At 66.0% G+C, this 10,280-nt stretch carries 12 protein-coding genes and 1 tRNA gene; 5 read left to right on the forward strand and 8 right to left on the reverse strand.

The window, feature by feature from the left end; translation table 11 throughout:
- From I5E_RS21880 to I5E_RS14545, 4 genes are all read right to left on the reverse strand, one after another.
- On the reverse strand, nucleotides 1-224 hold a 224-nt coding region (locus tag I5E_RS21880; protein WP_042723916.1), incomplete at its 3' end, for a hypothetical protein.
- The gene (locus I5E_RS14535) at nucleotides 221-679 is read right to left on the reverse strand and encodes a hypothetical protein (RefSeq protein ID WP_022907624.1); all 459 of its coding nucleotides are present in this window, start codon (nucleotides 677-679) and stop codon (nucleotides 221-223) included. The genes I5E_RS14535 and I5E_RS21880, both read right to left, overlap by 4 nt.
- Nucleotides 676-1,119, reverse strand: a complete 444-nt coding sequence (locus I5E_RS22845; RefSeq protein WP_022907625.1) for a hypothetical protein — start codon at nucleotides 1,117-1,119, stop codon at nucleotides 676-678. Before I5E_RS22845 ends, I5E_RS14535 begins: the two co-directional genes overlap by 4 nt.
- Before the next feature lie 238 nt (nucleotides 1,120-1,357).
- Nucleotides 1,358-1,810 (reverse strand): SRPBCC family protein, encoded by a 453-nt coding sequence (locus I5E_RS14545; RefSeq protein WP_022907626.1) that lies wholly within the window; start codon nucleotides 1,808-1,810, stop codon nucleotides 1,358-1,360.
- Between the two features lie 73 nt (nucleotides 1,811-1,883).
- On the opposite strand from I5E_RS14545, the gene I5E_RS14550 reads away from it, so the two are divergent.
- Both I5E_RS14550 and I5E_RS24650 read left to right on the forward strand, forming a co-directional pair.
- Nucleotides 1,884-2,426 (forward strand): amino-acid N-acetyltransferase, encoded by a 543-nt coding sequence (locus I5E_RS14550; protein ID WP_022907627.1) that lies wholly within the window; start codon nucleotides 1,884-1,886, stop codon nucleotides 2,424-2,426.
- 64 nt (nucleotides 2,427-2,490) lie between these two features.
- Nucleotides 2,491-3,183, forward strand: a complete 693-nt coding sequence (locus I5E_RS24650) for a hypothetical protein (protein WP_022907628.1) — start codon at nucleotides 2,491-2,493, stop codon at nucleotides 3,181-3,183.
- Between the two features lie 184 nt (nucleotides 3,184-3,367).
- Here I5E_RS24650 and cspE read toward each other — a convergent pair whose 3' ends face one another.
- On the reverse strand, nucleotides 3,368-3,610 hold the full coding sequence (cspE, locus tag I5E_RS14560; protein ID WP_402268558.1) for a transcription antiterminator/RNA stability regulator CspE: 243 nt from the start codon (nucleotides 3,608-3,610) through the stop codon (nucleotides 3,368-3,370).
- A 270-nt stretch (nucleotides 3,611-3,880) separates the two neighbouring features.
- Here cspE and I5E_RS14565 point away from each other — a divergent pair, with 270 nt between their 5' ends.
- Nucleotides 3,881-4,264: an SseB family protein gene (locus tag I5E_RS14565; RefSeq protein ID WP_022907630.1), complete on the forward strand. Its 384-nt coding sequence runs from the start codon at nucleotides 3,881-3,883 to the stop codon at nucleotides 4,262-4,264.
- A gap of 201 nt (nucleotides 4,265-4,465) precedes the next feature.
- On the opposite strand, the gene radA is transcribed toward I5E_RS14565, so the two are convergent.
- Nucleotides 4,466-5,827, reverse strand: coding sequence for a DNA repair protein RadA (gene radA, locus I5E_RS14570; RefSeq protein ID WP_031262812.1), 1,362 nt, complete (start codon nucleotides 5,825-5,827; stop codon nucleotides 4,466-4,468).
- A 10-nt stretch (nucleotides 5,828-5,837) separates the two neighbouring features.
- A complete protein-coding gene (locus I5E_RS23735; protein WP_022907632.1) occupies nucleotides 5,838-6,827 on the reverse strand; it encodes an SGNH/GDSL hydrolase family protein in 990 nt (329 codons plus the stop codon).
- 142 nt (nucleotides 6,828-6,969) lie between these two features.
- On the opposite strand from I5E_RS23735, the gene I5E_RS14580 reads away from it, so the two are divergent.
- Nucleotides 6,970-7,059, forward strand: a tRNA-Ser gene (locus I5E_RS14580).
- A gap of 562 nt (nucleotides 7,060-7,621) precedes the next feature.
- Complete coding sequence (locus tag I5E_RS24655; protein ID WP_148286985.1) at nucleotides 7,622-9,367, forward strand: hypothetical protein; 1,746 nt, start codon at nucleotides 7,622-7,624, stop codon at nucleotides 9,365-9,367.
- Nucleotides 9,368-9,835: 468 nt separating this feature from the next.
- On the opposite strand, the gene I5E_RS25630 is transcribed toward I5E_RS24655, so the two are convergent.
- On the reverse strand, nucleotides 9,836-10,280 hold a 445-nt coding region (locus I5E_RS25630), incomplete at its 5' end, for a hypothetical protein (RefSeq protein WP_031262815.1).

Below are 10,280 nucleotides of genomic sequence, written 5' to 3' on the forward strand. Positions count from 1 at the left end.
ATCAGGCAGCGGCCGAGCAAGTCGGCGATGTTCGGCTCGTGCGTCAGCCCGCCGAGGAACGTCACGACGTCGGCTTGGTTGATGCTCAGCCCGACCGCGACGAAGGCGCAGCACACCATGAGCCAGCTGACGCTCGCCGACTGGGTCCGGACCAGCCAGAGCCGGACGACCAGGACCGCCAGGATGAGCCAGACCGGGATCGACCCCCAGACGTGCAGGGTCACCGGAAGATCCCGCGCGGCACCCCGTCGGGGTCGAGCAGCCCGATCCGCAGGGCGAGCTGGTCGGCGACGAGCTCCACCGCCTGTTCGTGCGGGGTGTCGAGGGAGCGGGTGAACGCCGTCCGCCCGGTGAGGAGCCCGGTGTAGGCCTCGTGGTCGCAGCCCGGGTCGGCGAGGAACACGTGCGCGAGCTCGTGCAGGATGCTCGCGACCCGGGACCGTTCGGACAGGTCGGGGCGCGTCTCGAGCAGGGCGTGGTCGGTGCGCTGGATGAGTCGCGCCGAGAGGTCGCCGGGGAGCGCCGTCGTCCGCAGGCGGATCGGCTTGCCGAGGGTCGCCTCGGCGCGGACGAGCAGCTGGGGGAGCGTCAGCCGGCGGGGGAGCCCGAGACGCTGCACGCTCCGCCGTGCCTCGGCCTGTCGGCGGCGGGCGCCGCTGCGGTCGGCGAACCCGCTCACGACGTCGCCCCGGAGTCGTCGAGACGCCGGACGTGCTCGGTGAAGTCGCGGATCTCGGCCGCGGAGGCGAACTCGCCGAGCCGCCGGGTCGCGAACGCCACGACCTCGCGCTTGCGGAGTTCGAGGACGAGTTCGAGCTGCGCCTGCACCCGTTCCGGGACGTCGGTGTTGCCCGCGGCGTCGGTGAGGTACTCGGGCGGCACGCCGAAGTAGCCGGCGAGCGCGACCAGGAGGCGCTGGTCGCGGACGGCCGGTCCGTTGCCCCCGAGCATGTAGCCCCACCGCGGGCGGCTCATCGACGCACCCTGCGCCTCGATCTCGGCGACGATCTCCTTGTAGGGCGGGCGCTGTCCGGTGTTCGCCTCGACGACGTCCATCAGGAGCTGCAGCTTCCGCGAGAGTTCTCGTCGGTGCGCGTCGTCGTCGGTGTACTCGATCATGTCTCCCCGCCCTGTACATCTGTCTCAGACATGGTAAAACTGGACCAGCGCCGAGGCCAGCGGGACCCACTCTGCCAGGCGCGCGCCCGTTCGTCAGGTCGGCATGTCGTGGGGGGATGCCGAACAGGCGGCTGGCGCCGTGGGGTGGTCGCGAGCCGACGACGGACGGGAGGCGCGGTGCCAGCTGGCACCGCGCCTCCCGTCTCGACCGTGGTCGCGCTCTCGCGCGTCGGCCTGGTCAGGCCTGTACGTCGCCGCGCCACCCGGTGTCGGTGGGCGCCGCTTCGACGCGCTCCTTGTAGTTCTGCAGGTCCTTCTTGATGGCGTGTCCGCCGACACCGACCGCGGCGCCGAGCTTCTCGAGGAAGCCGGACGGCTCCCAGTCGATCTGCGCGGTGACGCGGGTCTCGTCGTCGGACAGCTTGTGGAAGGTGACGACGCCGGCGTGGTCGGTGTCGCCGTCCTTGACCGTCCACGCGACGCGCTCGTCGGGGTGCTGCTCGGTGATGACGGCACGGAACTGGCGCTCCTGGCCGGCGACCTTGACGGTCCAGTCGGTGGTCGTGTCGTCCACCTGGACGATCTTCTCGACCTCGTCGAGGAAGTGCGGGAACTCCTCGAAGCGGGTCCACTGGCCGTAGGCGGCTGCGACGGGGACGTTGACGTCGACGGTTTCGATGATCTGAGGCATGCACCGGACGGTAGGCGGCCGCGGCTGGGCGACGTACAGGGCCGTGTCCCCCGCGCGCACTATGGTGAGGGAGATGACTGCACACGGGAAGCACGCGTTCCACGAACGGGACGAACACGGCATCCTGGTGCGCCCGGCCCTGGCGTCGGACGTCCCGCACATCCAGCGGCTCATCTCGCCCTACGTCGACCGGCGGATCCTGCTCGGCAAGGAGAACGTCGCCCTGTACGGGTCGATCCAGCAGTTCCGGATCGCCGAGGGTCCCGACGGCGTCCCGATCGGCTGCGGCGCGCTCGCCGTCTTCTGGGACGACATCGCCGAGGTCCGCACCCTCGCCCTCGACGCCGACTGGATCCACAAGCGCGTCGGACACCGCATGCTCGAGGCGCTCGAGCACGACGCCCGCGAGCTCGGTGTGGCCCGTATCTTCTGCCTGACGTTCGAGGTCGACTTCTTCACGAAGCACGGGTACCTCGAGATCGGCGAGAGCGTCGTGTCGCCCGACGTGTACGCCGAACTCGTCCGGTCGTCGGACGAAGGGGTCGCGGAGTTCCTCGACCTCGCCCGGGTCAAGCCGAACACGCTCGGCAACACCCGCATGCTGAAGATCCTCTGACGCTTTCGGTGACCGCGCGGCGGGGTTCCCCCGTGCCGCTCCCGCCGTTGTCTACCCTGTGCGCATGTCGTCGTTCCGTCACCCCGTCGGGCCCGAGAAGCCGGGTGTCTACTGGCGCCGCCGAGCGATGGTCATCGGCGTGCTGCTGCTCATCGCGGTCGTCGTCGTACTGATCGTGGTCGGGCGCGGTGGGGCCTCGGCGGATCCGGCCGGGACGGCTGCTTCGGCGTCTTCTGCCGCTTCTTCCGCTTCTTCCGCTGCTTCGTCTGCTTCGGGGTCGTCCTCGTCGCCGCGTGCGACGCCCTCCGCCGCAGCATCACCTTCGGGGTCGCCCACCGCCTCCGCCAAGGACGGCGCGACGTGCACCAAGGACCAGATCGCCCTGACCCCGGTCGTCGACAAGAGCACGTACGGACCCACCGAGGACCCGAAGATCGCGATGTCGATCAAGAACACCGGGTCGAACTCGTGCCACATGGACCTCGGGTCGTCCCAGCAGGTCCTCACGATCTCGTCGGGCGAGGAGCAGTACTGGTCGTCGAAGGACTGCCAGACCGGTGGCACCAACCAGGACGTCACCATCAAGGCCGGGCAGACCCTGACCACGCCGGCGATCGCCTGGGACCGGACGCGTTCGTCGACGTCGACGTGCGACTCGTCACGGCCGTCGGTCACCGGTGGGGGTGCGAGCTACCACCTGCAGGTGGCGGTGGGGAACCTCGCGTCGAAGACCTCGGTGCAGTTCATCCTGCAGTAGGTCCGAGGCGGTTCGTCCTGCGGGAAGGCGGCGGTAGTTCGTCCTGCGGGGGATCGCCGGCTGTTCGTCCTGCCGGGGTTCGGCGACGGTTCGTCCTGCCGGAGGTCGCCGGAGTCGGCCGCCTGGGGCAACGAGAACGGGCCCGTCGTCACGAGGACGACGGGCCCGTTCGGGCTGGAGGAGATCAGCCGATGACGGAGATGTTCTCCGCCTGCGGGCCCTTGCGACCCTCGGTGATGTCGAACTCCACCTTCTGGTTCTCCTCGAGCGACTTGTAGCCGTTGCCAGCGATCGCGGAGAAGTGAGCGAAGACGTCAGCGGAGCCGTCGTCCGGGGCGATGAAGCCGAAGCCCTTTTCGTTGTTGAACCACTTGACGGTGCCGGTCGATGCCATGATGGCGTTCCTTACTTTCTTGCCAGTCGACATCTGCAGTCGACTGTCTTGCGAAGCGGTACTCGCTACCGCCGATCCACCGACGGATGTCGTCAGATCGATGCGTCCTGCGGGCATGGGGCCGGCGGGACGGGTTCGGGGCCAGGCGGCCGGGGAAGGCCAGTGACCGATGGCGCTCGAGGTGCTGTGCACCGGAAGAACGATGGACTCCCGCCGAAGCGGTTGGTACCAATCTACAGTCTTGTGGCCACAAGGGAAGAGCCGAAGTCGCCGAACGTCCATGAATCTGGTGGACTAGGGGTGATGGCAGACAAGGAACAGCGCTTCCGGAGCGAACAGCTCGAGGCGGCGCTCGAGCAGCAGGACGTCGCTGCGGTGGCGTTCGCGCTCCGCAACGACATCGTGATCGTCCCCCGGCTCGTCACCGGCAAGAAGGACATGCAGGTGCGGGTGTTCGGCCGTGAAGGCTCGGACAAGCGCATCCTGCTGCTGTTCTCGTCGGCCGATGCCTACACCGCGATGGTGCCGGACGAGAAGGTCCGACAGGTCATGGTCTACGACGGCCCGCGGCTCGAGGAGTTCATCGCGGCACACCTGGACTCGCTCGAGGGCGTGTTCTTCGACATCGCGGGGCCGCACACCATGCAGGCGACCCCGGAGGACCTGTTGGCGGCGCTCCGGGCCTGACGCTCCGGGCGCGTCTCGGCGTGTCCGAGTCCTCGGGCCCGGTCTGCCGGCGCGTCGGTGGGGGCAGTCGGGGTCGGTCTGCCCGCACGTTCCGGAGGTCCGTCGGGGTCGATCTGCCCGTGCGTCCGTGGGGACAGTCGGGGTCGGTCGGGTCGGCCAGTGTGGGTCTGCCCGTCTGTCCGTGGGGTCGGTCGTCCGCGATCAGAACGCCCGGTCGAGTTCGCGCTCGCGTTCGTCCGCGGCGAGGGAGAACGCGACCCGCAGCGCTTCGCGGAGGTGCTGCGCATCGGACCCGAGCACGGTCGTGAACCCGAGTCGTGCGGCTTCACTCGCACGCTGCTTGGTGCCCGTGGTTGGGCGGATCTCGCCGGCGAGGCTGATCTCACCGACGGCCGCGAGCGTGTGCGGGTACGGGCGGTCGCGCGCGGCACTCGCCAGGGCGAGGGCGATCGCGAGGTCCGCGCCCGGTTCGGTGAGCTTCATGCCGCCGACCGTCGAGACGTAGACGTCGGCGTCGGACAGCTTCAGTCCGGCTCGGCGCTCGAGCACCGCGAGCAGCATTGCCACGCGGGAGGAGTCGACGCCGTTCACGACGCGGCGCGGCTGGGGCGCCGAGCTCGGGACGACGAGTGCCTGCACCTCGACCGGGAGTGCTCGTCGCCCCTCGAGCGCGACGGTCACGCACGTGCCGGACACCGGCGCACCGTTCTTCGACATGAAGAGGCCGCTGGGGTCGGGGACCTCGTGGATGCCGTCGCCGGCCATGTCGAAGCAGCCGACCTCGTCGGTGGGGCCGAAGCGGTTCTTGAGCGCACGGACGAACCGGAGCGCGGTCTGTCGGTCTCCCTCAAAGTGACAGACGACGTCCACCAGGTGCTCGAGCAGGCGGGGACCGGCGATCGTGCCGTCCTTCGTCACGTGACCGACGATGAGGACCGGGAGCGCGCGGTCCTTCGCGACGCGGATCAGGGTGGAGGCGACTTCGCGTACCTGGGACGTCCCGCCCGCGATGCCGTCGATCGAACTCGACGAGATGGTCTGCACCGAGTCGGCGATGAGGAGGTCCGGCTGGACCTGGTCGATCTGGCCGAGGATGACGCCGAGGTCGACCTCGCTCGCCAGGTAGAGGTCGTCGTGCATCGCCCCGGTGCGCTCGGCGCGGAGCCGGACCTGGTCGACCGATTCCTCGGCGCTGACGTAGAGCACGCGCTTGCCGTTCGCAGCGGCGCGTGACGCGACCTCGAGCAGGAGGGTGGACTTGCCGACGCCGGGCTCGCCGGACAGCAGCACCGCAGCGCCCGGCACCACACCGCCGCCGAGCACGCGGTCGAACTCGCCGATGCCGGTCTGCCACCGCTGCACGGTGGTGCCACGCGACTCGGTGATGGGGCGGGCGACGCGGTTGCCGGTCACGGCGACCGAGGAGGTGCCACGGACGCTGGCCGTGGCGGCCGAGGAGTCCTCGACCGTTCCCCACGACTGGCACTCACCGCAGCGACCGACCCACTTGATCGTGGTCCAGCCGCACTCGGTGCAGCGGTAGAGGGACTGAGCGCGCGCCATGACGGTCAGGCTAGGCGGTGCCGCCGACATCACCCGCGCGGCCGGCCGGGCCGTCGGAGTGCGGATCGGCGGCCGCGTCGGGCACCGTGACCGAACCGGTCATGCGTTGGCGCAGACGGTCGATGCGTCCAGGCCGGTCGGCGTGGTCGAGCGCCTCGGCGCCCTCGGTGTCCTGCTCGGCGCGTGCGGTCGCCACCGCGCCCGCACCGGCTCCGAGGTCCTCGGCTTCTCGAGCAGACAGATAGTGCCGGATCGCCGCGACCACGTCCACCCGTGCGTCGACCGCCGGCTCGAACGCGCTCGCCCAGATCTCGTACCCCCGGTCGTTCGGGTGGAACAGATCGCCGTAGCTGTTGAAGAACGTCCGGCGGAGCCCTACCCGCTTCGTGATGGTGTGCAGCGGCGCCACCGTCAGGCCGAACTCGTCTGCCACCCGGTGCACGATCTCGTTCGCCACCGCCACCTTGCGTTCCCGGTCGGGCACGAACATGCACGGCAGCTCGGCGACGATCGCGTGGGAGGGCACCGCGCCGTAGATCTCGCGGATGTTCCGCTCGAACTTGTCGGGATGGAAGTCGGCGATGTCGTTCGCCCCGATCGACACCGTGCAGATGTCCGGCGTGTAGTTGCGGAGCTTCGGGAGCTGGTCCTTCCGCGCACCCCACGTCGTCGAACCGGACACGCTGAGGTTCACGACCCGCACCGACGACCGCGAGCGGTGCCGGATCCGTCGTGCGAGCAGCCCCACGTACCCGCGGTGCGGCTCGCTCGCGCCGACGCCCTGCGCCGCCGAGTCGCCGATCGCCAGGTAGGTGATCTGCCCCTCGTGCTGCAGGCGTTCCCGCCACCAGTCGGCGTGCACCGGGAGCAGCTCGCCGATCCGGCGGGCGGCAGCCTGCTGCCCGCGGACACCGGCCCGGGCGCCGAACGCTGCGCCACCGAGGACGGTCAGGCCGCCGACGACCGACGACAGCAGCGCGATGAGCGTGCGTGATCTCATGCGGTGGACGTTACGCGGACTTCTTCGGGACGCGATCCGTCCCGAGCGAGCCGTGGACGGGCATCCCAGACCAGCCACCTGTGGAGGGGGAGTCGACGCCGGGTGGTGCGTCGCGCCTCCTGGATCGTGTAAACTCTTTCCCGGTACCGTGTCCGAGCGGCCGAAGGATCATGTCTCGAAAACATGTGTGGGGGTAACTCCACCGTGGGTTCAAATCCCACCGGTACCGCCACAGAAAACCCCCGTTCACACGGGGGTTTTCTTCTTTCCGGGAGCGCCGGTGGCGCGTCTTTGGTGCAGATCTCGCTCAGGACGTCTACCTCCTGCACAGGCGGACTCGGCCCCGTGTGCGGACCCCGCACAGCCGAGTCCAACGGTTCGCATCTTCACTCGGGTGCAGCCTGAAAGTGAGCTAACCACTACTTCGCGCTGCGCAAGCTCCTGATCAGCGCAAGATGTGTGGCGACGGCTCGCGGAGTACCCCACAACCACAGTCTCGCAGCCATGGGCGCCCATCACACTGGGTCATACGCCCGCGCGACTGGTGCGCCAGTCGCTTTGCCTCATCGGGGTCTACTCAGATCCGTTCGCTCAACAGCGAGGTCGAACTCTGCCTCGGCGAGCCGAGGTGCAACCGACATGCGCTAGGGAGTGACGTCGGCCGGACTCAAGCCTTCCTTCCGCAGCGACTCCGCTGCTTCTCATCACGTGCGCTAAGGGGACGCAAGCCCGCGCACTACCGACTTTGGCCTCGCGATCGGCATCTCTGAACCGTCGCTCCTAGGATGACGCTCATGAGCGGCAACGGACAGGCTTTCGGTGTAGGAAGAGACAAAGCTACCGTGCGCGCAGGGCATGAGAAACGGCCGAAGGTGCAAAGGCCGACGCCCAAGTGCCGACCGATGACAGACCTAGAGAAGCTACTGATACGGGCCCGACCCGGCGCGAGTGAATGGGCGCGTGGAATCTTGAAAGCTGCTATTCGGGAGTCCGGGCGAGAACGTGAGATTCTCGAAGGCGTTGCCGCTTACGAGTACTTCGTTGGTGTACGGGCATCAATGATGCGCCGCATAGCGGAAAGTATCGACGTATTTGGTTCAGTCACCTGGTTGAAGCTGATTCGAGCGCTAAATCATCGTGTTCTGAAGCTTGAATATTTTCAAGCCGAAGTTGAAGCACTGTCGATCCTTCAGATCGCGACGAACATTGCTGGTACAGCCCGCGCTACTGAAACACGGGAACAAGTCGCGATCGAGCCGCGATCCGCAATGCGACTGGCCCGTTTGTTAGAGGTAGCCTACCTCGTCGAGCAGAGCGAATGGGGCATTAGAAGCGCAACGAAGGGAGTTCGCTATATCACCTCTGCGGAGGAACTGCCCACTCAGTATCAATCCAACTCACTGATATCGATACTTCGAGAATTTGATCTTCGGAATTCTTGGCGGTCTGTCGAACGGTGGACTACGGAATTGAGCCGAGATGAAGTCACGGACCCGCCGATCTATCGCATATTGAATGCATACTCATATCAAGACGGGTATCTGGCAGATAACGCTTGGGATTCGACGGTCGCGCTGGAACCCAAGCACGGGTTCCATCAGTTCACCCTGCGCATAGAAGAAGCTAAGGGGCCCTCTCGCGACCCGCTCGACCCTGGCGTTTTAGAAGCTTTCGAGCGACCGATTGAAGTTGTAGCGACGACGATCCTCGGCCGGTTGATGCTGCAAAAAGTCCTCGAAGATGGCTTAGCTTTATACCCGGACCTCACGCAGCGAGGTCTGATGACCATGGGGATGGAGGATCTTCGTTCCGACCTCGACGCGGAGATTAACAAGCAGTTGGTTCAAAAGTGGCTAGATTCGCATGCTCAGACAGGGCAAAACGCGGAGCGCTGCTTGCAAGTCGTCAAAAGTATGTACCGCCCGCTGGAGCGCAGTTATCCAGGGCCGATCCTGTACGAGGAGGGCGAGAATGCCATAGTGGATGTTGCTGCTCTTACTTGGCACGCCTCGGTAGAATTGCGAATCAACGCAAGGCATGGTGGGCGACTAGTCAACATCGGTGCAAAACGGTTTGAAGACGTCACGCAAGCGCTCATTGATGAGACCTCCTACAAGCCCGAGCCTACCGTTCGGGACCTGGTGCAAAGGAAATTGCGTTTCAATGGTAAAGATGTAACTGACATCGACGCAATCGTGCAGTTCGACCGGCGTCTTTTTTTAATTTCTTGTAAGCGCACGCTCGTGGGGGTCAACTACATCGCCGGAGAATACCGTGAGATGATTGCTGCTAAAAGTAGAATTGAGCAAGCTCTCGACGAGTGGGCCGATCGACTTGCTTTCTTCAAGGATCACCCGATTGGAGACAACTACGATTTTTCAGACTTTTCACTAAATGGACTAGTGCTCGTTCCCGAGATGATATTCACCCCCGACGCTCGTGCCCGAGAAATCACTCCTATCGGCGTGGCTGGTTTGGGTGTCACTGGACTCGAAACGATTGATCAGTTTGCTTCTATACTCGAAATGGCGTCCTGGTAGGTGAAGGGCGATCTGCCGTCGCTGGAGGTCACCGTGGTGCCCGAGGGGTGCGGCCTTTCTTGGCAACCGCCCGCTCCGCAGAATGTGCCGAAAATGATCGCAACGCCCTTCGCTGACGTGAGCGGATGTGTCGACGGCTTCTCCGAAGGTGAGGGAGGCGGCGGCCCCTAAGCAGCACGGTCACACGGTTTTTGAAATAGAAGGCTGCGCTGTAGCGCTTTCACTGTGTAGCGGCGTTATTCCGACGACGGCGGTAGCGACGGCCCATACCAAGCGTTGCACCACGCAATCGCCCAACGCTGACGAGCAGATCACGGTCTTGCTCGTCTTCGCCTCCGCCGTGCGTAGCGCTCCGCTAGTGACGGCCACAGGTTGGGGAGGACGCGGTCTCGGGGGAGAGAAGGTGTGGTCGGTCTCGGTCGGACGCGGGAGAACCGGAATTCTCGCTCCGTCCCATCACAGCGGCGGCTACTGCCCCAGCGACCACGGCCGGTTCCTCGTGCTCCCAGTACCGCAGGACCGTCCATCCGGCCGCCCGCAAGCGGGTAGAGGTGTCGGCGTGTTGAAGAAGGTGCCTTCCTGATTGCCGTCGGCGGTCTCGTAATACCAGCTCAGCACGTCGCGGAAGAGTGAGAGCTTGCTGTAGCCGAACTGGAAATCGACGAACGCCTGCGCATGATCGGAGAAGTCGTAGCCGATCGATCCGTAGCTGTTGATGCTCGTCCGCTTGGAGATCATCGTCCCGTAGGCGACGGATTCGTTCGATCCGCAGAAATAGCCCGGGCCGTCGATCGTGTCGTAATTCGGCCGGCTGGCATAATAGGTCGTGCCGCCGTTGAGGTAGGAGAGTGCCGAGCATTGCGCCTCGGTCGGGCGGATATAATCCTCATATTCGTCGGTGCGCAGGAAGGTG

The sequence above is a fragment of the Curtobacterium sp. B18 genome (assembly GCF_000333375.1).
In the GTDB taxonomy this organism is placed as follows: Bacteria; Actinomycetota; Actinomycetes; order Actinomycetales; family Microbacteriaceae; genus Curtobacterium.

Bases quoted from the DNA above. Each gene is read 5' to 3' on its own strand.
- I5E_RS23735 (WP_022907632.1), bottom strand. From the start codon at position 6,827: ATGAGATCACGCACGCTCATCGCGCTGCTGTCGTCGGTCGTCGGCGGC.
- I5E_RS24655 (WP_148286985.1), top strand. From the start codon at position 7,622: ATGAGCGGCAACGGACAGGCTTTCGGTGTAGGAAGAGACAAAGCTACC.
- I5E_RS14565 (WP_022907630.1), top strand. From the start codon at position 3,881: ATGGCAGACAAGGAACAGCGCTTCCGGAGCGAACAGCTCGAGGCGGCG.
- I5E_RS22845 (WP_022907625.1), bottom strand. From the start codon at position 1,119: ATGATCGAGTACACCGACGACGACGCGCACCGACGAGAACTCTCGCGG.
- I5E_RS14550 (WP_022907627.1), top strand. From the start codon at position 1,884: ATGACTGCACACGGGAAGCACGCGTTCCACGAACGGGACGAACACGGC.
- I5E_RS14545 (WP_022907626.1), bottom strand. From the start codon at position 1,810: ATGCCTCAGATCATCGAAACCGTCGACGTCAACGTCCCCGTCGCAGCC.
- radA (WP_031262812.1), bottom strand. From the start codon at position 5,827: ATGGCGCGCGCTCAGTCCCTCTACCGCTGCACCGAGTGCGGCTGGACC.
- cspE (WP_402268558.1), bottom strand. From the start codon at position 3,610: ATGTCGACTGGCAAGAAAGTAAGGAACGCCATCATGGCATCGACCGGC.
- I5E_RS24650 (WP_022907628.1), top strand. From the start codon at position 2,491: ATGTCGTCGTTCCGTCACCCCGTCGGGCCCGAGAAGCCGGGTGTCTAC.